Origin of the sequence: Luteibacter aegosomatissinici, from assembly GCF_023078495.1 — a bacterium.
Lineage (GTDB): Bacteria > Pseudomonadota > Gammaproteobacteria > Xanthomonadales > Rhodanobacteraceae > Luteibacter > Luteibacter aegosomatissinici.
Genome location: NZ_CP095742.1, coordinates 1435565 through 1460621, shown reverse-complemented (window position 1 = coordinate 1460621; position 25057 = coordinate 1435565). Strand labels below are relative to the sequence as shown.

Genomic DNA, 25057 nt, shown 5'->3' with positions numbered 1-25057 from the left:
AGGGCAGCGTGGGATCAGGCGAACTGGCGCAGGAAGCGCAGGTCGTTCTCGAAGAACGCACGCAGGTCGCTGACGCCGTAGCGCAGCATGGCGAAACGTTCGACGCCCAGGCCGAACGCGAAGCCGCTGTAACGCTCCGGATCGATGCCGCAGTTCTTCAGCACGGTGGGGTGCACCATGCCGCAGCCCAACACCTCGAGCCAACGGGTACTGCCGTCTTCGGCATCCCAGCGGATATCCACTTCGGCCGAGGGCTCGGTGAAGGGGAAGTAGCTGGGGCGGAAGCGCATCTCGAAATCGCGCTCGAAGAAGGCACGGATGAATTCGGCCAGCGTGCCCTTCAGGTCGGCGAAGCTGGAGGTCTCATCGACCAGCAGGCCTTCGATCTGATGGAACATGGGCGAGTGGGTCTGGTCGGAATCGCTGCGGTACACCTTGCCCGGCGCAATGATGCGGATCGGCGGCTGCCGCCCCTGCATCGAGCGGATCTGCACCGGCGAGGTATGCGTGCGCAGCAGGCGGCCGTCACCGAAATAGAAGGTGTCGTGCATGGCGCGCGCCGGGTGGTGCGGCGGGAAGTTCAGCGCTTCGAAGTTGTGCCAGTCGTCCTCGATTTCCGGGCCATCGGCGCGCTGGTAACCCAGGCGGCCGAAGATGTCGGAAATGCGCTCGAGGGCACGGGTGATGGGGTGGATGCCACCGTATTCGCCATCGCGGCCCGGCAGGGTCACGTCGATGCGTTCGGAAGCCAGGCGGCGGTCAAGCTCGGCCTGTTCCAGCGCCTGCTTGCGGGCGCCGATCGCATCCATCAGGCGTTCCTTGACCCGGTTCACCTCGGCGCCGCGCGTTTTGCGCTCTTCGCCGGTGAGCTGGCCCAGGGCCTTGAGGGCGGCGGTGACCGCGCCGTTCTTGCCCAGCAGGGCGACACGCACGGTATCCAGCGCCTCGAGCGAGGCTGCCGATTCGATATCGCGCAGGGAGGCGTCGACGTTCTCGATCGATTCCATCGGTTTTCCTGGAGTGCAAAAAGAAATGGGGAGAAGGCAAGGCCTTCTCCCCACGTCATCCATCATCGCGCGATAAAGCTACCGCGCGTGGTAAAGCGGATTACGCAGCCAGACTGGCCTTGGCCTTCTCTGCGATAGCGCCAAACGCCTTGATATCGTGCACGGCGAGGTCGGCGAGGACCTTGCGGTCGACCGAGATGTTCGCCTTGGCCAGACCATTGATCAGGCGGCTGTACGACAGGCCGAACTGGCGGGCTGCTGCGTTGATACGGACGATCCACAGCGCGCGGAACTGACGCTTGCGCTGCTTGCGGCCGATGTAGGCGTACTGACCGGCCTTGATGACGGCCTGGTTAGCTACGCGGAATACCTTGCGGCGGGCGTTGTAGTAGCCCTTCGCACGGCCGATGATCTTCTTGTGACGACGACGGGCGGTAACGCCGCGCTTAACACGTGCCATGACTTAGTCTCCCTTAGAGATACGGCAGCATCCGAGCCACACCCTTGGTGTCGCACGGCTTGACGTGGTTGGGAGCGCGCAGGCCGCGCTTACGCTTGGTCGACTTCTTGGTCAGGATGTGCGACTTGAAGGCGTGACCGGCCTTGAACTTGCCGGATGCGGTCTTGCGAAAACGCTTCGCAGCCGCCCGGTTGGTCTTGATCTTGGGCATCGGAATGCTCCCTTTTCAGGTTTCTGACTGATCCGGCGGCGGGCCCAGGGGCCAGCGCTTTCCTTCCTGCCGGGGACGGTTCACGGCCCATCCATACGGGCCGAGCCGACGATGATACGTGCGTAAAGCGTGAAGCGTCAACCGTCAGACGGCGGGCACCGCCCTGTCCTGGCGATTCGCAGGCCGGGCAGCGGCCGGCTCACAGGCCCGGCGCAGCCGGGCCGACTAACAAAAAGGGCGCCGGAGCGCCCTTTTCGTGATCAGACCTTTTTCTTCGGGCCGATCATCATGACCATCTGGCGGCCTTCCAGGCGGGGGAAGGACTCCACCACGCCGTCTTCGCCGATATCGGTCTGGATCTTCTTGGCCAGGTTCTGGCCCAGGTCCTGGTGGGACATTTCGCGGCCACGGAAACGGATCGTGACCTTGACCTTGTCGCCCTCCTCAAGGAACTCGCGCATCTTGCGGAGCTTGATGTCGTAATCGCCCACGTCGGTGACCGGGCGGAACTTCACTTCCTTGATTTCAACCTGCTTTTGCTTCTTCTTGGCAGCCGAGGCCTTCTTCTGGGCTTCGAACTTGAACTTGCCGTAATCCATGATCTTGCAGACCGGCGGATCGCCGTTCGGCTGGATTTCGACGAGATCGAGACCGTCCTCCTCGGCGCGGCGGATGGCTTCACGGGTATCCATGATGCCCAGCTGCTCGCCCTCAGGACCCAGTACGCGCACTTTCGGCACGCGGATCTCATTGTTCTTGCGATTGCCCTTGTTATCGGTCGTAGCGATACCGCTATCCTCCAGAAGAATTATCTCAATACCGGACCCGCGGCCTAGCGGCGGGTCTCGGCTTCCAAACGTTCGGCGAACTGGGCCACGGTCATGTTGCCCAGGTCCTCTCCGCCGCGGGTGCGTACCGATATGGTACCCGTTTCCTTCTCGCGATCGCCGACCACGATGAGATACGGCACCCTCTGTAGCGTGTGCTCGCGGATTTTATATCCGACCTTTTCGTTGCGCAAATCAGAGTTCACCCTGAAACCTTGTCCGCCAAGGGCTTGCGCTACGTCTTGCACGTAATCGGCCTGCGCGTCGGTGATGCTGAACGCCACGGCCTGAATGGGGGCGAGCCAGGTGGGAAGCAAGCCGGCGTGGTGCTCGATCAGGATGCCGATGAAGCGCTCCATGGAGCCCACGATCGCCCGGTGCAGCATGACCGGGTGCTGGCGCTGGCTGTTTTCATCCACATACTCGGCGCCCAGGCGCTCGGGCATCATGAAATCCACCTGCATGGTGCCCACCTGCCAGGCCCGGCCGATCGAGTCCTTCATGTGGTACTCGATCTTGGGGCCGTAGAAAGCGCCCTCGCCCGGCAGCTCTTCCCACTCCACGCCGGCGGCGGAGAGGGCCTTGCGCAGCGCATCCTCCGCCTTGTCCCACACCTCGTCCTTGCCGATGCGCTTTTCCGGGCGCAGGGCGATCTTCATGGCGATGTCGTTGAACCCGAAGTCCTCATAGACCTTCATCGCCTGGGCGTGGAATGCCGCCACTTCGCCCTCGATCTGGCCGGGGGTGCAGAAGATGTGGCCATCGTCCTGGGTGAATGCACGCACGCGCATGATGCCGTGCAGCGCGCCCGAGGGCTCGTTGCGGTGGCAGCCACCGAACTCGCCGTAACGAATCGGCAGGTCGCGGTAGCTATGCAGGTTGGTGTTGAAGATCTGGATGTGGCCAGGGCAGTTCATCGGCTTCAGCGCATACGTGCGCTTTTCCGACTCGGTGAAGAACATGTTCTCGTGGTAGTTATCCCAGTGGCCGGATTTCTTCCACAGGCTCACGTCCATGATCTGGGGGCCGCGCACTTCCTGGTAGCCACTCTTCTTGTACACGCCGCGGACGTACTGCTCCACGGCCTGCCAGATGGCCCAGCCCTTGGGGTGCCAGAAAATCATGCCCGGCGCTTCTTCCTGCATATGGAACAGGTCGAGCTGCTTGCCGATGCGGCGGTGGTCGCGCTTTTCGGCCTCTTCGAGCTGGTGCAGGTAGGCCTTGAGGTCCTTGTCGTTCAGCCACGAGGTGCCGTAGATGCGGGTGAGCATCTCGTTGTTGGAATCGCCACGCCAGTAGGCGCCGGCCACCTTCATCAGCTTGAACGCGCGCAGCTTGCCCGTGTTGGCCACATGCGGGCCGCGGCACAGGTCGGTGAACTCACCCTGGGTGTAGAGCGAGAGCTCTTCGTTCGCCGGGATGCTTTCAATGATCTGGGCCTTGTATTCCTCGCCCATGTTGCGGAAGAACGTGATCGCCTCATCGCGGCTCTTCACCGAGCGCGTGACGGGGATCTGCTCTTTCACGATCTTTTCCATCTCCGCCTGGATGGCCTCGAGGTCATCCGGGGTGAAGGGCCGCTCGTACGCGAAGTCGTAGTAAAAGCCATTGTCGATCACCGGGCCGATCGTGACCTGCGCGCCGGGAAACAGGCGCTGCACGGCCTGGCCCAGCAGGTGGGCCGTGGAATGGCGCAGGATATCGAGTGCCTCGGGGCTCTTCTCGGTGATGATCTCGAGCTTCGCGTCGTGGTCGATGCTGAAGCTGGAGTCCACGAGCTTGCCATCGACCTTGCCGGCCAGGGTGGCCTTGGCGAGGCCGGCGCCAATCGAGGCGGCGACATCCTGTACGGAAACGGGGTGGTCGAACGGCCGCTGGCTGCCGTCGGGTAGCGTGATCTGGATCATGGGAGCGAATTCCGGGCAAACAAAAAGGGCGCCATGCGCCCTTCGGGTATCAACGAAGACGTGGCGGGGGCTCAGGTTGGAAAGCGCGTAGTCCGCATGTCGCACACTCGGCCGGCGTTACCGCGGGCCACCTTTTCGTTGGGGTTACTGCCTTAAAACTAAGTCTTGCAGGGGCAACTGTCAAATAAGAGATGTAGGAGCGCGCTTGCGCGCGATAGGCTCACCCCAGCCTGCCCAGCAACCCCGAAGCCCGCTTCGTCTTCCGCCCCACCGCATACGCCAGGATGTCGGCCGCCGCCAGCAGCGTGAAATGGCGCCGCGCGCGAGTGACGCCGGTATACACCAGTTCGCGGGTAAGCACGGGCGAGGGCTCCGGCGGCAGGGCCAGCGCCGCGTGCTCGAACTCGGAGCCCTGCGATTTGTGCACCGACATGGCGTACACCGTTTCAATGGCCGTGAGCCGGCTGGGTGTGACGAAACGGAGCCGTTCACCGCCCGTGTCGTCCATGACGAGGAACGCAACGCGCAGCACGTTGCCGCCCTGCCCGTCCGGCAGCGCCAGCGTGACGCCAATATCGCCGTTCATCAGGCCCAGCGCGTAATCGTTGCGAGCCACGATAACGGGCCGCCCCTCGAACCACCCACCCAGGGCCGCCGGAATGAGCTGCCGCTCGAACAATCCCTGCACAATGCGCTCGTTCTGGCCCGCTACGCCAAGATCACCCTGGCGCGTCGCGCAAAGCAGCTGGAACCGGCCGTAGGCTTGCAGCGCGCCCCGGCCCCACGCGGCATGGGCGTCATCACCGGCACCGGCGGCCGGCCGGTTCGCCTTGATCCACTCCAGGTAGTGCCGGTACCCCGGGGCGTCGCCGCGCCCATCGATGGCGAGGGCGGCTACACCTGCCGCCGTGGCCCCAAGCCGGGCGATGTCGGCGAAACGGCCGTCGAACGCCGTGGCCACCGCCCGGGCATCGCCCTGGTTGATCGCGGTCGCCAAGGCGCCGATACCACTATCGCTACCGAAACGCCGGCTGTGGCGAAGCATCGTGACCCGCTGGTCGAGGCGCCACGCCGAGGCGTCGTCCGTCCATGCCTCGACATCGGCACCCGCCACCTCGCGAAGCCACGCACGCGTCCCAGCGTCGTAATGGCCTGCTTCGGCGCGGGCACAGAGATCGCCGAGCACCGCACCCGCCTCCACCGACGAGAGCTGGTCCTTGTCGCCCAGCAGGATAAGCCGGGCGCCCCGCGGCAGCGCCTCGAATGTCGCGGCCATCATCTCGAGATCGATCATCGAGGCCTCATCGATGACGAGCACATCCAGATGCAACGGGTTGTCGGCGTTGTAATGGAAGGTACGTGTGTCGGGCCGGCTGCCAAGCAGGCGATGCAGCGTCGTGACCTCTGCCGGGATGCCTTCGCGCACCGTCGCGTCGACATCCAGCTCAGCCACCTGCGCGGCAATGGATGCGTTGAGGCGAGCTGCCGCCTTGCCCGTGGGGGCGGCCAGGCGGATACGCAGGCGTGGTTCACCACCCTTCGCCGCCAAGGTCTGCAACAAACCGAGCAAGCGCACGACGGTGGTCGTCTTACCCGTGCCCGGGCCGCCCGTGATCACGGCAAAGGCACTGCGCACGGCGATGGCGCAGGCCACCTTCTGCCAGTCGATGCTCTTCTCGCCGCTAGCGAACAGGCGATCCAGTTCGCCGCGCAGGCCGGGCAGGTCCGGTAGCGGCGTGAGGCGATCAAGAATGGCCTCCGCCACGCGTGCTTCATCACGCCAGAAGCGGCGCAGGTAGAGCAACGTGCCATCAAGCACGAGGGGCGCCGCGGTGTCGCCGGCGGGCGAGGCGACCAGGGGCGTACCCGCGAGCCACGCTTCGGCGTCGGCGAGGCCTGGCTCACGTTCTCCCAGGGTCGCGATATCGACGCAGATATGCCCGTCGGCAAGTTCGCGGCTGAGCAGCGCCGCCGCAGCGAGGACGCGCGCATCGACGTTCGGGTCAAGCGTGCCAAGAAAACGCGCGAAAGCACGGTCCATCGGCCGCAACACGCCGTTGCCGGTGGCTTCGTCGAGCCAGGCATGGATGTCGGCGATCATGCGCCACCTCCCTGGAACAGGCGATCCATGGCCTCGATCATCACCTTTGGCGGACGCTCCACGTGCACGCCATGGCCGTGGCCATCGACGCCGCGAAGATAAAGGTACACGGCACCGCCGATATGAATGTCGTAGTCGTAAACCGGACCTAGACGCGTGCGCAGCAAACGATGCAACGCGAGCAGGTAAAGCGCGTATTGCAGCTCGTAGCGCGCATCGAGAATCGAGGCGCGCATCGCCTCCGGCGTATAGGCGTGCTCGTCCGGCCCCAGCCAGTTTGATTTGTAGTCGGCGACATACCAGCGACCGTCATGCTCGATGATGAGATCGATGAAGCCCTTGAGCATGCCGTTGAGTGTGTCGCTGGCGAGTGCGGGGCGCGGGGCGCCATCAAGCGTGTACTCACGCACGATGCGATCGAGCGCCAGGGCATCGACGCGACGGGCTTCGAACAGGAACTCGAGCTCCGCGCGATAGCGCGCCGGATCAGCGAGCTCACTGAGCGCGACCGCCTTGCCATCGGGCAGCGCCATGGGCGTGCGGAGCAACACGAGCAGCCAGTCGGTGAGCAGATCGATCGATCCCTCCCAGCCGCGTCGCTCGCAGCGGCGCGCGACGGTATCGCGCAAGCGCGCGGGATCGTACGCGATGGCGGCGAAGCCTTCCTCGGCGATCCACTCGAGCAAGTCGTGCAGGAAGGTGCCCGCATCGGCGCCACGATGGAAGGCGTGGATGCTGGACGGATCGGCGATGAGCGCCACCGGCTCGGCCACATACTCGACGATGACATCATCCGTGGCGGTTTCCGGCGCAGGTGCTTCCGCTTCCGGCTCGCTCTCCTCATAGCGCAGGCCGCTATAGCTGGCGATACGCCATGGCTCGGCCCGCGGCAGGTGGGGCTCGCGCGGCGGCAACAATGCGTCGTGTCGCGCCGGCGGCGTGTAATGCGCATCGTCCGGCGCCGGCATGTAGGCCACGTCAATCGATGCGTTGCCGCGCGCGAGTGCCGAGAGCAGGCCGGCCAGCTCGCCGTTGGTGATGGCTTTGCCGCCCTTCAGCAGATGGCCGAACGCGCTGCGATGCACCTGCGGTTCTTTCACTCGCCCCGTATCCGCGACGGGCGCGATACCGAGCCAGCACGCATGCCGCGCACGGGTCAATGCCACGTAGAGCAGGCGCAGGTCCTCCTGCAGGGCGGCGCGCTCCGCGGATTCCTTGGCCTTTGCCGCCGCATCGCCACCGGCTGAGGCGCTCACGAGTTCAAGCGCCATGCCTTCGCCATCGTGGTAGCGGTAGCCCTGCCCGGGCCGGGCCTTGCCGACCGCGGCGATGAACGGCAGGAAGACCAGCGGGTATTCCAGGCCTTTCGACTTATGGATGGTGATGACCTTCACCAGGTCGTCATCGCTCTCCAGCCGCACCACCTGATCATCACCATGGTGCGTGGCGGTGTCGGCGATGCGCTCGGCCAGGTAGCGGATAAGCGCCTGCTCGCCATCGAGCGTGGCCGCCGCCTGCTGGAGCAGCTCGGCAAGGTGCAGCACGTTGGTGAGTGCGCGCTCACCGTGCGAAGCGGATGCAAGCAACCGCGCCGGCAGGTCGAATACGTGCAACAAGCGGTGCAACATCGCGAGCACGCCCGCGTGGCGCCATGCCTCGCGCAGTGCGAAGAACTGCTGTCCACGCGTTTCCCAGTGGCGCTCATCGGCGTTAAGCCGCTCGAGTTCGCCGAACCCCAGGTGGAGCGTGCGCGTGGCAAGCGCCGCACGCATGGCGGTATCCGACGAGGGTTCCGCCACGGCACGCAACCAGAACAGCAAATCACTGGCCTCCGCGCTCTCCCAAACCGAATCACGGTCGGACAGGAACACGCTGCGGACGCGACGCTCCGATAGCGCGGCGCGAAACGCCGCCGCCTCCGCGTGGCTGCGCACGAGCACCGCGATATCGGCAGGCCTCAGGGTGCGCATGGCACCACCGGCGTCAGTGAACCCGGCATCGCCCCGAGACGCTTCGTCCAGCAGGCGCACGATTTCGCTGGCGCAGGCGGCGGCCATCTCGGTGCGGTACATGCGCACGCCCACGGGCGTATCGTTATCGAGGAGCCATAGGTGCATGGCGGGCTGGGCCACGCCAGCGCGAACGAAGTGCTCGGCGCGCCCTCGCGCAAGCACAGGGGAGAATGGCAACCCGCCATCGGCAAAATGGAAGGCGCCTTCGGGGTGGCCTTCGCCATGCACGAATAGCGCGTTCACGGCATCGACCATGCCCTGCGTGGAGCGGAAGTTCGTATCGAGGCTGTAATGCGGTGCCACGGCCTCGGCGCGCGCCGCGAGGTAAGTGTGGATATCTGCGCCGCGAAACGCGTAGATGGCCTGCTTCGGATCACCGATTAGCAGGAGCGCGGTTTCCGGCGCCGCAAGGTAAACCGCGCGAAAGATACGGTACTGCAGGGGATCGGTGTCCTGGAACTCATCGATGAGCGCCAGCGGATACTGGCGCCGGATGGTCGCGGCCAGCTCACCGCCGGAGGGGCTGGCCAGCGCGCGATCGAGCCGCAGCAGCAGGTCGTCAAAGCCGATCTGGGCGCGGCGGCGCTTCTGCGTCGCGAAGCGATCCCTTACCCATGCCACGGCATCCGCCAGGATGGCATGGCGCACCGGCACCGCGGTCGCCTGCCATTCGCTCCAGTGCTCCAGGGCCCCAAAAGCCGGGTGCTCGGGGCGCACTTTGTTCTTGCTGGTGCCCTTGGTAAGCCGGCTTGTCGAATAGCGGGCGATGTCGAAACCCGCCACGTCGCCCGACCATGCCCAACGCCGCATCGCCGCCATATCGGCAGGCATGCGGTCGGGCTTGTACGAATTGTTGTTCAGCGCCTTCGATACCGACGCCTCGACCAGCATGGCACTGATGGCATCCGCATCGTCGCGCCACGCACCCGCGGCGTCGGTGAGGCGCCGCGCGTCTTCTTCGTACCAGGCACGGCGGGCAGCCAGGATCGCGCCGATGCCGTCGCCAGCTACAAGCGGCTCGCCATCTACGCGCAGCGTCGCTTCGCCACCGGAGAGCAAGGGCATGAGTGAGCGAAGCAACGCATCGGGCGTGCGCCACTCCGCCTGCACGGCGGCGAGCATGGCTTCGTCGAGCGGATAGAACGCCTGGCGCCAGTAGTCGCGCACGCACTCGGCAAGGAGCTCACTTTCGTCCGGCTCCAGGGTTTGCGCAAACGCGTGGCCACTTCCGAACGCATGCTGCGTGAGCATGCGCTGGCTCCAGCCATGGATGGTGAAGATAGCGGCCTCGTCCATCCACTGGGCCGCCAGTTCAAGGCGCCGGGCGCAAGCCGGCTGTTGGTCGGCCGGGTACGTCGCGATGAGTTCACCGAGCAGCGGTTCACTCGAACTGCCGGCCCGGAACGCCACCGCAGCTTCGACGAGGCGTGACCGGATACGCTCACGCAGCTCCTGCGTGGCGGCCTCGGTGAACGTCACGACGAGGATCTGCGGCGGTAAGAGGGGCTGCGGCAGGCCGTGCCCGAGCACGGCGCGCACGTAAAGCGCAGCGATGGTCCATGTCTTGCCCGTGCCGGCGCTCGCCTCGATAAGGCGAACACCCTCAAGCGGAAGAGCCAGCGGGCGCAGGGGTTCGATGGCGTGGCTCATGCCTTCTCCACCTCGAGCGCGCGCGCGAGATCCTCGTACGGCGCCAGGTGCCGGGCGAAGCCCGCCGCCAGCATGGCGTCGAAATCGGGCCACGCACGGGCGAGGTAGGGATCGCCATCGATCTCCCCGCGGCTGAAATCGTCACCCGGCCCGTACACCCGACGGGCGCTGGTCTCCGCATCGCCGAACCATTCGCCCATCCATCCAAACGCGGCCTTCATCGCCACGGGCAAGGGCTGCTGCATACCCGTGCGCCATGCGCGCACCAGCGTGCCCAGCGCAGCGCGCGCATCCGACTGGGCCATGGGCCGGATGACAATGGTGGCATCGGGGCCGATATAGCGGGTTTCAATCGCGTGGCCTGCCGCCTGGGCCACGAGGTGGTCCACCCAAGGCATGACGACGCGGTGGGCCAACGGGCGCTCCTTGTCATCGAGCACCGCGGTCGGCGATACCAGCAAGGCCGCGAGTTGGCCCTGCCCGTTCGCGCGGAGACCCGCGAGCCAATCCTCGATGACGATGCCTTCGCATTCGACCCGCACTTCGTACTTGCCGGCTTCTACCGGCCAGCGCCCGCGCTCGACCACGACGCGCTCGTACACGGCGGAGGCGGATTTCTGGAGGTCGCGCTTCACCGGCGCCGCGAAGCCGCCCATGGGCAGCACGCCGCTGCGTTGCAGACGCGCGGTGGCGGCGCCCATGGCGGCCTCAGCGGATGGCTCATCACGAAGAGCAGCCCTGATCAGCGCATCGGTCATCGCGAAACGATCGAGGCCGCCGATGGCGAACGGCTCGAGCGCCTCGCTGGCGACATCGGGCATATCGAAACGGACACCCAGCCGGGCCTGGAAGAATTCGCGCACGGGATGGCGAAGAAAGCGGCGCAACGTCGCAAGACCGATTGGACGATCGACGGGCCAGGGCGGCAACGCATCGTCCACGGCCAACCCTTCCCTGCCGTGGATATGCCGCCACTCATTTGCGTACGTGAACAAGCGTGCATCGCCCGCACGGAAATACACCGGACTGAACGGTTGCAGCGGATGTTCAACCGTGAGCCGTTCAAGCAATGCCCCGCCATCCGCATCAGCCCACGCCGCGTGCAGGTAATCGCGCAACTGGCCAACCAGCACGGACGGCGCGCGTTCGGCGTTATCGCGTGCGCTTCGGCCTACCCAGCCGATGTGTAGCGCATCCCGCGCCGACAGCAGGGCCTCGAGGAACAGGTAGCGGTCATCTTCCCGGCGCGAACGGTCGCCTGGGCGCCACGCGCCAGCACGCGCCATCAGGTCAAAATCCATCGGCGGCCGCGCGCGCGGGTACGCGCCATCGTTCATGCCCAGCAGGCACACGAGGCGAAACGGAATGGCGCGCATGGGCATCAGTGTGCCGAAGCTGACGGCCCCCGCAAGAAAGCGCTTCGACAGGCCACCATCGTCGATCTGGCCCAGCCATGCTTCACGCACGACATCGACCGGCACCGGTTCATCGAATCCCGCTTCGAAGCAGGCGCGCTCCCATGCATCGAGCGCATCGAGCAGCCGCTGTTCGCGCATGCGGTCGTCGGGATCGGTGGCGTCGAAAAAATCGCGCATAAGCGCACGGAGGCGCTCACCCCACGCAGCGGCCGGTACCGGCACGGCCATCGCGCGCCAATGCGCCCCCAACCGCTCGAGAAGATCGGCCAGGGGCCCGATCAGCGCGGCATCGAGGCCACCCACCTCGCCGTAGGGCTCGATATCGCCCCACGCCTCACCCTGCCCCACGGCGTAGCCGAGCAGCATGCGGCGGAGGCCAAAGAGCCACGTGTTCTGTTCCAGTGCGGGCAGCCCCAACGATGCGCGTTGCTCAGCATCGAGCCCCCAACGGATACCTGCCCCCTCGACCCAACGGTGGAGCAACGGTAGGTCGTCCTCAGCCAAACCGAAGCGCTGGCGTAACGCAGGTACATCGAGCAGATCAGCGAGGTCGCCCGCACCGAAGCGGGATTCCGTCATGCCCAGCAGCATGTCGAGCGCCATGACCAGCGGTACCGTGCCACGCGACGCGCGGTCAGCGATGCTATAGGGGATGTAACGCGGATCGTCGCGCGGCACCCGGCCAAACACGGCATCGATGTGCGGCGCATAGGTATCGATATCCGGCACCATCACGATGACGTCGCGGGGCAGGATAGGTTGGCCCGTGCGCCCGGAGGCCTCAAAGCGCGCCAGTAACTGGTCGTGGAGTATCTCGACCTCCCGCTGGGGCCCATGGGCAACATGGAACGCGATGGAATCATCGTCGGCAGCCACCGGCGCGCCCTGCGCGGGCAACGGATCGAGATCAAGGATGGCGGCCTGGACCTGGCCCAGCAGCGACGTTGTGTCGGGCTCTTCGAAGAAATCGATGCGCTCATCCCACGCGGTGAAGCGCTTGCGGTACGAATCCGGGTGATCGAACTCATCGAGCATGCGGATGTAGTCGCGGCCCTGCTTGCCCCAGGCAGCGAGCAATGGGTTGGCGTAGAGGTGCAGATCGGCCTCGGCCGGCAACGGCGGCATGCCGGGCTTGGCCGCCTGGCGGCGGCGCTCCGCGCGCAATAGCTCGCGGTCGTCGACAATATCGGCCCAGTAGTGGCGGCACGGGTTCAGCACCACGAGTACGACTTGCGACCAGCGCGATAGCGCGGAAAGAGCCTCAAGCGTTTGCCGCGGCAGCGACGACATACCGAAGACGACGATGCGTCGCGCCAGCGCGCGCGGCCGCTCGGGCGCAGCGGCGGCGGCTTCCAGGAAACGGGCATGCACGGCGGCGCGGTGCCCATGGGCTTCGGCCGGGCCAACGTCGCCGAGAAGGCGGCGCCACAGGGCCGCCTGCCAGCGATCGTTTTCAGCCATCGCGGATTCGCCACCACGCGCATCGCGCATCACGTCGCGACCGGCCGCCCAGTCATCAAGCCAGTCGGCGCGATACACCTGGTAGCCGTCATAAAGGTCAGCCAGCCGCTCGGCCAGCTGGTGGCATTTGCGTGCATCGCTGCCATCGCCGAGGAAGGCAGCCAGCGGTTCAAACACGGGTTCCCGCGCGAGCGCTGGCAGCAGGCGCATCAGGCGCCAGATGAGCCGTGATTTATCGAACGGCGATTCGGGCGGCACGGCGTCGCGCCCCAGTACGGCGCGATAGGCGTCCCATAGGAAACGCCCGGGCAGCTCGACGTTTACCGATGCGGCGATGCCCAGGCCGCCTTCCGATTCGGCACGCGCCAGCGCCAGCCGGAACCACTGCGCAATGCCATTGGATTGGACGAGGATGCGCTCGTCTTCGAGCGGGCGCAGCGGTGCCTGGCTCAGCCACCCCACCAGGATGTCGCGCAGATCTTCCAGGCGGTTGCCGTGCAGGACCATGAGGCCCGGCTCGATGGGGTGCGTATCGCTCAAGCGCCAGCTCCGTCGGTGAGGTGGATGACACGGCGAATCATGGCGGGTCGTGGTCTCACGCGGAGAGACCTCAGAAAGGCTTCGCGACCACGAGGTAGACGATGGCCAGCAGAACCAGCACCGGTAGCTCGTTGCCGATACGCAAGGCCTTCGACGATGGCAACGCGCCGCCAGCCATGCTGCGCTTCAACGCCCTGCCCGCCCAGATGTAATAAGCCAGCATGAACGCCACCAGCGTCAACTTGGCATGCAACCAGCCGCCGGTGATCCCGAAGTACAGCCAAAGTGCAAGGCCGAACAGGAATGCCAGGCCGAACATGGTGTGGCCGAACTTGTAGAGGCGGCGACCCATAAGCTCCAGGCGCGCCTTGACGGCGGCGGGCTCACCCTCGGCTTCCTTGATGTTGACGAGGATACGCGGCAGGTAGAACACCGTGGCCATCCAGGCGATGACAAACACGATGTGCAGGGACTTGGTCAGCAGGTAAGCCATGGGCACCACATCCTTGGAAAGGCCTGAGTGTAGCTGGAGTGGCCGCCCGCCGAGATGCGGCAGGGAGCCTCACAAGACGTGCGAGATCCGGTAGAAGGCCTGTGCGCCGGCAAACCCCACGGTGCCGCCCAAGGCAGCAATAGCGGTGATCATGCCCCACAGGCGGTGGCGGTAACGGATAAGATCCTGGACATCGCCCTCGACAACCCGCAGCCGCTTGTCGATCGTTTCAACATCACGGTGCACGATGCTCACGGATTGTTCGACATCACCGACGCGCTTTTCGAGCCGCTCCAGGCGGCAATCGATGCGCTGAAAGCTCTCGCTGGTGCGGGAAGCGTGTTCATCGAAGCGGGATACGAAGGCATCGAAGCGGGCATCGGAGCGTGCCATGCGCTCCTGCAGGGACGTCCAGTCGGCGGCAGACAGGGTCCAATCAGTCATGGTCAGGGCACTCAAAGGAAGGAGTACCCAGCATCCGCTAAGCACCCAACCGCATACAGTCTGCGCCGCTCAACAGATGGCGTAAGGAAAGGCCTACAGGATCAAAAGCGGTCGGACGTCGCGAGATAACGCCACTGGCCCGGCTCGAGCCGCCCCATGGGAATGCGCCCGACACGAAGCCGCTTCATGCCCAGCACGGTCAACCCCACCTCGGCGCACATGCGCACCACCGTCTCGGGCGAGACTCGCTTCATCGCGAAACGGAGGTGCTTCTCGTTCTGCCAGCTCACCTTGATCGGCGGCAGCGCGTAGTTATCGAGAACGAGCCCGTGGTTGAGCAAAGCCAGGCCGTAGGGTTTCAGTTCACCCGATACCTCGACGACCAGCTCCTGCTCGATGCGGTCGATATCCTCTTGCAGGCGACGCTTTACCCGCCAGTCCTGGCTGAAAACCAGCATGCCGCTCGCCGACTCGGGCAGGCCGAGCGCGGGCTCCAGCTTTGCAAAGTGCCGATGCAGCAGGCGAATTCCCGAGGGGTCGTCATCCACGTGGTTTTCGACCCGGATCAAAGCTCGGGCCGCCTCGACCGAAAGCCCTGCCGGCTTGTGCAGGACCATCGAGGCCGGCTCGGGGGGCGTCAGCCTGGCAGCCGGGTCGATCTCGATGCGCTGATCCTGCACCTTGAACTGCGGCTGCTCGACGACCACGCCATCAACGCGTACCCAGCCGCCTTCGATATACATCTCCGCCTCACGACGCGAGCACGGCACGATGGCGGCAATACGTTTGGCGAGGCGCTCGGGTTCGGTCATCAGCGTGGCCTGAGGGTTGAACCGTGCCGAAAGGCAAGAAAAAAGGAGCCTGCGGGCTCCTTAGTCGTTTTCTTCAATGCCACTGCCCTATTGAAGGAAGTGGTGGGCGGTACAAGGATCGAACTTGTGACCCCTACCATGTCAAGGTAGTGCTCTACCGCTGAGCTAACCGCCCGAAGAGCTGCGCAGTTTACCGATGACCGGGGGCTGGCGCAAGAGGGGCCGGATAAATCGCATCCCGCCCCTCCCCGGCTCACCGGAGCGCCCGTTCGCGCAGGCGGTGGATCTCGTCGCGGACCTTGCCGGCCTCCTCGAATTCGAGGTTCTGGGCGTGCTTGTACATGCGCGCCTCCAGCTTCTTGATCATCGAACCCACCTGCTCCGGGTTGAGGGCACTGTAGTCCGCCGCGGCTTCGGCCACCTTCTTCGCTTCCTTGCCCTTCTTGCCCTTGCCGCGCGAGCCCAGGTCCGATCGCGCCCCCTCCATGATGTCGGCGATACGCCGCACGACCGTCTTTGGCGTAATGCCGTTGGCCTCGTTGTAGGCGATCTGGCGCTCACGGCGGCGTGCCGTCTCGTCCATCGCCTCCTTCATCGACCCAGTGATCTCATCGGCATACAGAATGGCCTTGCCACGCACATTTCGCGCCGCGCGGCCAATGGTCTGGATGAGCGATCGGGTAGAACGCAGGAAGCCTTCCTTGTCCGCATCCAACACCGCGACGAGCGACACCTCGGGCATATCCAGGCCTTCGCGCAGCAGGTTAATGCCGACCAGTACGTCGAATTCGCCCAGGCGCAGGTCACGGATAATTTCCGTACGCTCCACGGTCTCGATATCCGAGTGCAGGTAGCGCACTTTCACGTCGTGTTCGGCGAGGTAATCCGTTAGGTTCTCGGACATGCGCTTGGTGAGCGTCGTGACCAGTACGCGATCGCCCATGGCGATGCGCTTGCGGATCTCGCCAAGGAGGTCGTCCACCTGGGTGCGGACGGGCCGCACTTCCACTTCCGGATCAATCAGGCCCGTCGGGCGCACCACGAGTTCAACGATGTTGTCGTCCGAATGCTCCAGTTCGTACTTCGCGGGGGTCGCCGAGACATAAATGGCACGCGGCGCCCGGCGCTCCCACTCATCGAACTTGAGCGGGCGGTTATCCATGGCCGATGGCAGGCGGAAGCCGAACTCGACCAGGGTCTCCTTGCGGGAACGGTCGCCCTTGTACATGGCACCAAGCTGCGGCACGGTGACGTGCGATTCATCGACCACCATCAGGGCATCCGGCGGCAGGTAATCGAATAACGTGGGCGGCGGTTCGCCTGGCCCGCGCCGGGTCATGTGCCGGGAGTAGTTCTCGATGCCCTGGCAGAACCCCACCTCGGCCATCATCTCCAGATCGAAGCGAGTACGCTGTTCCAGGCGCTGGGCCTCGACCAGTTTGTTATCCCGATAAAGCTGCTCCAGCCGCTCGGAGAGCTCGACCTTGATGGTTTCCATCGCGTTGAGCACGCTTTGCCGCGTCGTCGCGTAATGCGTTTTCGGATACACCGTCCAGCGAGGCACCTTGCGCAGCACTTCGCCGGTCAGCGGATCGAACAGCGACAGGTTTTCCACATCGCCGTCGAAGAGCTCGATACGCAGCGCTTCCGCTTCCGACTCCGCCGGAAAAACATCGATGACTTCGCCGCGCACACGGTAGGTACCGCGTCGCAGCTCCATCTCGTTGCGGACGTACTGAAGCTCGGTGAGCTGGCGAATCAGCGCGCGCTGGTCCACATGATCACCGCGCGACAGGATGAGCCGGAGGCTCATGTAATCTTCCGGGTCGCCCAGGCCATAAATCGCCGATACCGTGGCAACGATCAATGCATCCTTGCGCGACAGCAAGGCCTTGGTCGCTGCCAGGCGCATCTGTTCGATGTGATCATTAATGCTCGAATCCTTCTCGATGAAGGTATCCGACGCCACCACATACGCCTCGGGCTGGTAGTAATCGTAGTAGCTGACGAAATACTCCACCGCGTTGTTCGGGAAGAATTCCTTGAACTCGCCATAAAGCTGCGCGGCCAGGGTCTTGTTCGGCGCAAGGACGATCGTCGGCTTCTGGATTTTCTCGATCACGTTGGCGATCGTGAACGTCTTTCCCGAGCCGGTCACGCCGAGGAGTGTCTGGGAGGCCAGGCCGGCTTCGAAGCCATCGGTCAGGCGGCGAATGGCCTCGGGCTGGTCACCGGAGGGCTGGTACGGTGAGACGAGCTGGAAACGGTCAGTCATGGCCGACAATATGCTGGCGAAAGCGTTGAGTTTAAAGGCACTGCGCCTACACGGCGTGAGGTGGAAACCTGACATACCAGGCGAGTTCGTGGCGCCATCCTCGGCCCTCCTCCCTGGGCCGCCTCATGCATCGCTCCCAACGCGCCTTCACCCTGACCGAACTCGCGGCCACGGCCCTCATTCTCGCCCTGGCGGCCATGGTGGCCGTGCCCTCACTCGCGAGCGTCATCGCCCACGCCCGGCTGCGCACCGCGGCCGAAGCCCTGGCGGATGACCTGTCTGCGGCACGGCGGGCCGCCATCACGCGCGGCGGCGGCGTCACGCTCTGCCCCAGCCGCGACGGCCACCATTGCTCACATCGCGGCCGCTGGGAGCAGGGGTGGATCATCCAGCATGGCAGCGTCGTGCTCTCGGCCCATGATGCCCTCGCCCATTCCCTTGCCATCCACGCGTCAGAGTCGCGCGACCGCATCGGCTTCGACGCTGGCGGCAGGTCGCCCGGCACCAATGCCACCATCACCCTGTGCGTGCGAAAACGGCCCGCCACGGCGATTTCCGTGGTCAATTCGGCAGCAGGCCGCATCCACTCGGGGCCCGCCGAAGCCGCCTCCGCAGCCGCCTGCAGCCGGTCGCGTGAAAACAATCGTTAAGAATGCTTGACAGCCCCCGGCAACATACACAAAATACGTGGCTCCCCGCCCGAATAGCTCAGCCGGTTAGAGCACTTGACTGTTAATCAGGGGGTCGTTGGTTCGAGTCCAACTTCGGGCGCCAGATTTGAAAGGCCTTGCAGCGATGCAAGGCCTTTTTCTTTGCTCACGACAGCAGCCGTCCCGTCACGGCTTAGCCGCCGTTGCACCGCTGGATGCGACCGCAGCCGTGGCTGCCCCGGTGTTGGCATCGAGAAACCGGAGCAGGTGGGCGTAGAAGTCCTCCAGGTGCGCCTGGCTCACCAGCCCATGCCCTTCGTACGGGTATTCCAGGTAGATGGGCGGGTGCCCCGCTTTCACGAGCGCATCGCGCATCGCCTTCGCATGCTCGATCGGCACGCGACCATCCAGCGTGCCGTGGGCAAGCATGACCGGGATGGTGATGGACGATGCCATCGCCACCGGTGAGCGCCCCGCCAACTCGGCCTTGTCCGTTCCGATAACCCGGCGCAAATAGTTCACGCCGTACTTGTAGCGGTGCGTATCGCCCCACGAATACATCTTGCCCAGGTCATACACGCCAGCCTCGCCCACGGCGCAGCGGTAAAGGCCAGGCTCCCGTGCCGCGCCCATGAGGGCCGCGTAGCCGCCGTAACTGCCGCCAAAGATGCAGACGCGCCGGCCATCGACCAGCTTGTTATCGATAGCCCAATGCGTGGCGTCCGTCACATCATCCTGCATAGCGCCGCCCCACTGCCGGTAGCCGCGCTGCTGGAAATCCAGGCCGAAACCACTGGAACCCCTGAAGTTCACCCGCAGCACCGCATAGCCGTGCTGCGCCAGCACCTGGACGTCGCGGTCGTAGCTCCAGTCATCGCGTTCGTAGTACGGACCACCATGAACCATCACCACCATCGGCGGAAGCTGTGCGCCGGGCGCCGGCATGGTCAGGAAGCCGGTAAGCGGCAACCCATCCCTCGCTTTGAATGAAAACTCGTCCGTGCCGCGCTGGCTGGATGCATCGATCCACGGCTTGCCATGGAAAAGCAGCTGCGCATGCTTGGTGGATTTGTCGAACAGGTAGAACGAACCAGGGTCACGATCGCTGGTGGTTTCGATCACCAGCCAGTTCCCGTCAGCGGTCGAACTCACGACTGTTTCCATACTGTCGGGAAAGGCTGCGTTGAGCGCGATGCGCCACTGGCTGTCAGTCTGCTTCGGGTCGAAAAAGTGCTGTACCGGGCGCCCCGGGCCAAAGTTGGCGCCGATAGGTTCGATCTGGTCCAGGCTGGCAACGATGGAGAGCGGATCCGAGCGGGTGTCGCTGAGCACCACCTGGCGCGAACCGTCGCCCAGGTCGTAACGCTCAAGCACGTTCGTGCCCTGCGGCTTCTCGCTGATCAGGTACGCGTAGCGATTATCGCGGCTAACGCCGACGGGCTGGCTGAAGAAGTGTGCATCCTTGTCATTGCCCACCTTCTCCCACCCGCCTTCACCACGGCGCACGTAAAGCTGCTCCTCATTATCTTCCGTCACCGCCCAGGCAAAACGAGGCTGGCCCGTGTGGTCGATCAGGAAATCGGTACCCCCTTCAATGGGAGAAATAGCGACCGATTCGCCCGTGCCTGTCAGGTGTGTGATATCGAGCTTGACGAGTTCCATGTGGCATTTGCCATCAATGGTCTTACAACGCTCGACGAGCACGTGCTTGTCATCACCCTCGATCGTTCCGACGAAGTTGCTGGACAGCAGCTTGGGATGCTTCTCGTGGATATTCAGCAGGTAGAGCTGCGGCATGACCGTGGGCGAGGCATAGTCGCCACTCACTCGATTCGCCGAAATGATGAGCTGCTCCGGCCCCAGCCAGTCAAGCACCTGTACCTCGGCGCGCTCGCCGGGATCCACCTGGCTCACAGCCTTGAGCGTCTTCCGGTCGAGAAGCGTCACCAGCGTCCCGTCGTTTTCGCGATGAGCGATCGCGAGATACGCCCCATCGGGTGAAATGGCCACCTGCTCGTACTGCGCCCGGCGCAACAAGCCCTTCGTCACCTCATCCGCCGCGACCGCATCGCCTTGCACACTGCCGCCGAGCGCAAGGCCCAGCCACATCACTGCAAACATGGGATTCCCCTCCCCTGAAGGTGCCGAAACTATGCGGCAGGCGCGGCGTGCCGCGCAACGTGCCCGCTACGCCTGGGCTAGCTCTCGAGCTGGGTAATGGACGCTACCTTCCCGTCGATGATTTCGACCTGGACGCTTTTCCCGCCCTGGAAATACTCCAGGCGGTACCCCTTGAGGCCACCTCTACCGGTTTCGATGGGCGTTTCGCGATCGGGCTTGCCCGCCACCTGGCGAAGGCGCCCTTCGCTATCGCCCGTACTGACGACCTGGGAATGGACGCGCCAGGTATCCGAGGCGGCTGCAGGGAGGGCGAGGGCTGCGAGAAACAGCCCGACGATGACTCGCTTCATGCGTATCTCCTTGTCATGGTGAGGGGGAGCCTACGCCGCCCACTCGGCAGCAACAAGTTGCGAAGGTATCACCGCCACAGGTGGCGTTCAGCCCGCTCGCCGCACTTGCAGCACATGACGCCGTAATCTGCTTTCACCTAGATTGGCCAGGTGTCATCCCCCGGGAGAGCCCTCGCATGCCGATTCGCCCCCTTGGCCGGACCGCCCTCATCGCCGCCCTGGCGTGCGCAGTTGCGGACATCGCGGCGGCGGCCACCGTACCCACCGACAACCCGCGAATCACCGCCATGGATAACGCCGTGGACGCCGCGGCGGCGAGCTTTTTCAGTAGTCGCTGCCACGCGGGCCTGTCCATCGCCGTAGTCACGAAAGATGGCAGCCATGTTTATAACTACGGGGTTGCGAACCGCGAAACCGGAACGCTCCCACGGGCCGATAGCGTGTATGAGATTGCCTCGGTCACCAAGAGCTTCACGGCGACACTCGCGGCCTATGCCGTGCACAGCGGCAAGATGTCGCTCGACGGCGATTTTCGCGGTTATCTTGCAAGCCCCTACCCCAACCTGGCCCGCGACGGGCACCCCATTACGCTGGCAACGCTGCTTACGCACCGATCAGGCATGCCACGGGACATCCCCGATACGGACGCGGTTTTCGCCGCCAAGAATCCACGCACCCTTCCCGCGGCGCTCATTCAGCTCGCCCAGGGGCAGGATGAAAGGACGTTTCTCAGCGCGCTGCGGAAGATGCCCTTGCGCAGCACACCGGGTACGGCCGAACAATACTCAAACGCAGGCTTTCTTCTGATTGGCGCTGGCCTTGAACATGTCTATGGCATGCCCTACGAAACACTGCTCAGGAAACGGATTCTTGAACCGCTGGGCATGGCATCCACCACGCTAACGCTTGCTCCGGCCTTGAAGGCGCGCGAGGTGACTGGCTATGACATGTTCGGCCAGCCCACGCCCGATCATCCTGCGAACGCGGGGGCCGCCTGGGGGCTCTGGTCTACGCCCGAGGACCTGGCCCGGTACGTTCGCTGGCAGCTGGACAGCGCAAACCCGGTGGTCACCCTCTCCCACCGGGCGCTCGTCCACGGCGCCGATGAGGATGTCGCCATGGCCTGGCACCTTGAACAGGCGAAGGGTGAACCCGTCGTTTCACACGGCGGGGGAAGCTTCGGCACATCGAGCCAGGTGGTACTGTTCCCCCGCAGCGGGCAAGGCTTTGCGTTGCTAGCCAACGACACATGCAAAGGCACCGAAGGTGCCCTGAAGACACTGGCGATCGACGCTCATTCTGGCGCCGCGCCGTGAGACCACGGGCACCGCCTACGCGCAAAGCCAGCGAAAGCTGACATACGCAAGGCAGCGAATTTCCTACGCTTCCAGCATGGAAATTCGCTATGACCAGGCCAAGCACGGCCGCAACCTCAGGGAACGAGGCCTCTCATTCGACGACGTGGCTCAATTCGATTTCTCAACTGCGCTCGTGCGTCGCGACGCCCGTATGGACTATGGTGAGGAGCGCTTCGTCGCCCTCGGTCTCATCGACATACGCGTTCACGTCGTTGTATTTACCCGCTCCTTCCGTGGGATACGTGTGATCAGTTTCCGCAAGGCCAACAAACGTGAGGTACGCCACTATGAAAACAACCAAGCCTTTGACAACGCGCGAGGGTGAGCTGCGCGAAAACCTTACCGACTACGAGCTTTCTCTCTTCAAACCAGCGGCTGAGGTACTCCCGCCGGATCTTCAGAAACTACTTGGCGTCACATCCTCCGTGCTCACCTCCTGAGCTAAGCCTCAGGGCTTCGATACATTGGGGTTCCCGGCGATGTACCACCGCCACAGCAGGTCGGTACCCTCGCGGATTCCAATGCGTGCCGAGCCCGGGACGTTCTCCGGTGCCGGCGTCCCGTCATCGAGCACGGTGTAACCATCGCGTGCGCGAACAAGATCGATGCCATTCTGCTCGCCCGTGATGCCAAGTGCCTGGGTGAGCCTCGCCGGCCCGCTGCACAGGTCCTTGTCGCGACGGATCTTCGGCCGGGCAGCACGCATCAGTTCGATACCCGCGATGGGCTCCAGCGCGCGAATGAGCACGCCATTACCCTCCCCCTCGTCGCCACACACGGTGTTGGCACACCAGTGCATGCCGTAGGTGAAGTACACATACATGTGCCCGGCGGGGCCGAACATCACTTCGTTACGCTTCGTCTTGCCACGAAACGTGTGAGCCGCCGGATCAATCGCACCCACGTACGCTTCGACTTCAACAATGCGCCCGGCTCGGCCATCCGCGCACGCAAGCACCTTGTTCAACAGCTGCGGCCCCACCTCGCGGGCATCGCGCTCGAAGAAGGAACGAGGAAGGATCTCGCCAGGCCAGGCCGTACGACGCCGCGCCATCAGGTTTCCGGCGCCTCGCCGTCGGTATCGGGCTCGGGCCCGGGGCGCTCCACCGGTTCGTGGTCGTACGGCGGTGGCGCGGTGCCTGGAAGCGGCAGATCGGTATCGGGTACGGGGCGGTGGGGTCGCGGCATGGGGTCCTCCTCGCGCCGCCACCGGGGCGCCGCGCATCCCACCATGCTACCCAAGGATGCGCGGCAGCGTGAGCGGGCGTCAGAAGACGCCGAGCAACCAGCAGATCAGGATGATGGCGAGAATGACGCCGATGCCGCCGCTGGGGCCATAACCCCACGAGCGCGAATAGCCCCAGGTCGGCAGGCCGCCAATCAGGGCAAGGATGAGGATAACGAGCAGGACGGTGACGAGCATGGGCGCCTCCAGGTAGCTTGGGTGCCTGCATCCTCACCCGCGACCCCGTCTAGGCCCTGTGACGTTCACAGGGGCGCCTGTGTCACGTTCAGCTAATGGCAGGGCGGCGTTGCGCCGCCCTGCCCTGTGTGTCACGTACGAACGACGTAGCAGGGCTCGTAGGCCGTGCCACCGGGGAGCTTCATGCGGTGCTGCTCGACGAACGCCTTAAGCAGGTCGTCGAGGGCACGCATGATCTCCGGCTCGCCATCGATCACGAACGGGCCGTGCTCGGCGATGGCGCGCACGCCCTCCGGCTTGACGTTACCGGCCACGATGCCCGAGAACGCGCGGCGCAGGTCGGCCGCCAGTTCGTGGCGCGGGCGATCGCGATGCAGGGCCAGGCCCGACATGGCGTTGTGCGTCGGCGGGAACGGCTGCTGGAACGGCAGCGGGATATCCAGCGCCCAGTTGAAGAAGAACGCGTCCTTGTTGTCCAGGCGGTGGTTGCGCACCTTGTCGATGCCCGAGACCATCGCATGCGCGACCGCCGCCGGATCATCGATGATGATCTTATAGTGCTCAGCCACCGAATCGCCCAGGCACAGGCGAAGGAAGCGATCGATCTGCTCGAAGTACGGCGCCGAATTGCGCGGGCCGGTGAAAATGAGCGGGAACGGGATGCCCTTGTTCTTCGGCAGCAACAGGATGCCGAGCATGTACAGGATCTCTTCCGCCGTACCGACGCCACCCGGGAACACGATGATGCCGTGGCCCAGACGGACAAACGCCTCGAGGCGCTTCTCGATGTCCGGCATGATCACCAGGTTGTTGACGATCGGGTTGGGCGACTCGGCCGCGATGATGCCCGGCTCGGTCACGCCGATGTAGCGGTTGCCCTTGCGGCGCTGCTTGGCGTGGGCAATGGTCGCGCCCTTCATCGGGCCCTTCATGGCACCCGGGCCGCAACCCGTACAGATATCCAGGCTGCGCAGGCCCAGCTGGTAACCCACGCGCTTGGTGTACTCGTACTCATCGCGCGAGATGGAATGACCGCCCCAGCAGACCACGAGGTTCGGATCGACCTGCGGGCGCAGGATGCGCGAGTTACGCAGGATCTCGAACACGCTGTGGGTGATGCCCACGCTATCGTCCAGATCAAACGCACCCGCTTCGAGCTGGGTCGACACGTAAACGATATCGCGCACGACGGCGACGAGCAGCTCGTTGATACCGCGGATGATGCGGCCATCGACGAACGCCTGCTCCGGCGCATTCTTCAGCTCGATCTTGATGCCGCGATCTTCCTGCAGCACCTGGATATCGAAATCCGGGTACTGCTCGAACATCGAGCCCGGATCATCGGAAAGGTTGCCCGAGGTGAGCACCGCCAGCGCACAGCGGCGCAGGAGCTGGTGCAGGCCCGACCCGCTGGCATCGCGCAGACGCGCCACTTCGTTACGGGAGAGGATATCGAGGCCGCCGGCCGGCGAAACACGAGCGCTGACCGTCTTGCCGGTGATCGGCTCCCCGAAATGCTGAGCATTCATTGACTTAC

Annotated in this window: 21 protein-coding genes and 2 tRNA genes; 4 read left to right on the top strand and 19 right to left on the bottom strand. The window is 64.6% G+C overall.

Going from position 1 to position 25057, the window contains the following annotated elements; all coding sequences use genetic code 11:
• Positions 1-14: 14 nt before the first annotated feature.
• The 13 genes from pheS to uvrB form a co-directional block, all read right to left on the bottom strand.
• Positions 15-1007: a phenylalanine--tRNA ligase subunit alpha gene (pheS, locus tag L2Y97_RS06435; RefSeq protein ID WP_247434476.1), complete on the bottom strand. Its 993-nt coding sequence runs from the start codon at positions 1005-1007 to the stop codon at positions 15-17.
• Positions 1008-1107: 100 nt separating this feature from the next.
• Positions 1108-1467, bottom strand: coding sequence for a 50S ribosomal protein L20 (gene rplT, locus L2Y97_RS06430; RefSeq protein ID WP_072322974.1), 360 nt, complete (start codon positions 1465-1467; stop codon positions 1108-1110).
• Positions 1468-1480: 13 nt separating this feature from the next.
• The gene (gene rpmI / locus L2Y97_RS06425) at positions 1481-1678 is read right to left on the bottom strand and encodes a 50S ribosomal protein L35 (protein WP_045831437.1); all 198 of its coding nucleotides are present in this window, start codon (positions 1676-1678) and stop codon (positions 1481-1483) included.
• A 260-nt stretch (positions 1679-1938) separates the two neighbouring features.
• Positions 1939-2481, bottom strand: coding sequence for a translation initiation factor IF-3 (infC, locus tag L2Y97_RS06420; RefSeq protein WP_247436726.1), 543 nt, complete (start codon positions 2479-2481; stop codon positions 1939-1941).
• 29 nt (positions 2482-2510) lie between these two features.
• Entirely contained in the window at positions 2511-4412 is a 1902-nt protein-coding gene (gene thrS, locus L2Y97_RS06415) for a threonine--tRNA ligase (RefSeq protein ID WP_247434473.1), read from the bottom strand.
• Positions 4413-4632: 220 nt separating this feature from the next.
• Complete coding sequence (recD, locus tag L2Y97_RS06410) at positions 4633-6513, bottom strand: exodeoxyribonuclease V subunit alpha (RefSeq protein ID WP_247434470.1); 1881 nt, start codon at positions 6511-6513, stop codon at positions 4633-4635.
• Entirely contained in the window at positions 6510-10175 is a 3666-nt protein-coding gene (gene recB / locus L2Y97_RS06405; protein ID WP_247434467.1) for an exodeoxyribonuclease V subunit beta, read from the bottom strand. Before recB ends, recD begins: the two co-directional genes overlap by 4 nt.
• Positions 10172-13594 carry an exodeoxyribonuclease V subunit gamma gene (recC, locus tag L2Y97_RS06400; RefSeq protein WP_247434464.1) on the bottom strand — a complete coding sequence of 1141 codons (3423 nt, stop codon included), beginning with the start codon at positions 13592-13594 and terminating at the stop codon, positions 10172-10174. The genes recB and recC overlap by 4 nt, the downstream gene beginning before the upstream one ends.
• 70 nt (positions 13595-13664) lie before the next feature.
• Complete coding sequence (locus L2Y97_RS06395) at positions 13665-14087, bottom strand: CopD family protein (RefSeq protein WP_247434461.1); 423 nt, start codon at positions 14085-14087, stop codon at positions 13665-13667.
• A gap of 69 nt (positions 14088-14156) precedes the next feature.
• Positions 14157-14531, bottom strand: coding sequence for a hypothetical protein (locus L2Y97_RS06390; RefSeq protein ID WP_247434458.1), 375 nt, complete (start codon positions 14529-14531; stop codon positions 14157-14159).
• A 101-nt stretch (positions 14532-14632) separates the two neighbouring features.
• Entirely contained in the window at positions 14633-15343 is a 711-nt protein-coding gene (locus L2Y97_RS06385) for an rRNA pseudouridine synthase (protein WP_247434456.1), read from the bottom strand.
• A gap of 100 nt (positions 15344-15443) precedes the next feature.
• A tRNA-Val gene (locus tag L2Y97_RS06380) sits at positions 15444-15518 on the bottom strand.
• 78 nt (positions 15519-15596) lie between these two features.
• A complete protein-coding gene (uvrB, locus tag L2Y97_RS06375) occupies positions 15597-17618 on the bottom strand; it encodes an excinuclease ABC subunit UvrB (RefSeq protein ID WP_247434453.1) in 2022 nt (673 codons plus the stop codon).
• A gap of 125 nt (positions 17619-17743) precedes the next feature.
• Here uvrB and L2Y97_RS06370 point away from each other — a divergent pair, with 125 nt between their 5' ends.
• Both L2Y97_RS06370 and L2Y97_RS06365 read left to right on the top strand, forming a co-directional pair.
• Entirely contained in the window at positions 17744-18268 is a 525-nt protein-coding gene (locus tag L2Y97_RS06370; RefSeq protein WP_247434450.1) for a GspH/FimT family pseudopilin, read from the top strand.
• 47 nt (positions 18269-18315) lie between these two features.
• Positions 18316-18392: transfer RNA gene (locus L2Y97_RS06365), tRNA-Asn, on the top strand.
• 62 nt (positions 18393-18454) lie between these two features.
• Here L2Y97_RS06365 and L2Y97_RS06360 read toward each other — a convergent pair.
• Positions 18455-20389, bottom strand: coding sequence for an alpha/beta hydrolase family protein (locus tag L2Y97_RS06360; RefSeq protein ID WP_247434448.1), 1935 nt, complete (start codon positions 20387-20389; stop codon positions 18455-18457).
• 77 nt (positions 20390-20466) lie between these two features.
• Positions 20467-20739, bottom strand: a complete 273-nt coding sequence (locus L2Y97_RS06355; RefSeq protein ID WP_247434445.1) for a DUF2845 domain-containing protein — start codon at positions 20737-20739, stop codon at positions 20467-20469.
• A gap of 80 nt (positions 20740-20819) precedes the next feature.
• On the opposite strand from L2Y97_RS06355, the gene L2Y97_RS06350 reads away from it, so the two are divergent.
• Positions 20820-22055, top strand: coding sequence for a serine hydrolase domain-containing protein (locus L2Y97_RS06350; protein ID WP_247434442.1), 1236 nt, complete (start codon positions 20820-20822; stop codon positions 22053-22055).
• A 76-nt stretch (positions 22056-22131) separates the two neighbouring features.
• Positions 22132-22422, top strand: coding sequence for a BrnT family toxin (locus L2Y97_RS06345; RefSeq protein ID WP_247434439.1), 291 nt, complete (start codon positions 22132-22134; stop codon positions 22420-22422).
• A gap of 123 nt (positions 22423-22545) precedes the next feature.
• Here the strand turns inward: L2Y97_RS06345 and L2Y97_RS06340 are convergent, their stop codons facing one another.
• The 4 genes from L2Y97_RS06340 to ppnN form a co-directional block, all read right to left on the bottom strand.
• Complete coding sequence (locus L2Y97_RS06340) at positions 22546-23151, bottom strand: DNA-3-methyladenine glycosylase (protein ID WP_247434437.1); 606 nt, start codon at positions 23149-23151, stop codon at positions 22546-22548.
• A complete protein-coding gene (locus tag L2Y97_RS22345) occupies positions 23151-23285 on the bottom strand; it encodes a hypothetical protein (RefSeq protein ID WP_256452079.1) in 135 nt (44 codons plus the stop codon). Before L2Y97_RS22345 ends, L2Y97_RS06340 begins: the two co-directional genes overlap by 1 nt.
• A 79-nt stretch (positions 23286-23364) precedes the next feature.
• Entirely contained in the window at positions 23365-23520 is a 156-nt protein-coding gene (locus L2Y97_RS06335; RefSeq protein WP_247434434.1) for a DUF3309 family protein, read from the bottom strand.
• 131 nt (positions 23521-23651) lie between these two features.
• The gene (gene ppnN / locus L2Y97_RS06330; RefSeq protein ID WP_247434431.1) at positions 23652-25049 is read right to left on the bottom strand and encodes a nucleotide 5'-monophosphate nucleosidase PpnN; all 1398 of its coding nucleotides are present in this window, start codon (positions 25047-25049) and stop codon (positions 23652-23654) included.
• Between the last annotated feature and the right edge of the window lie 8 nt (positions 25050-25057).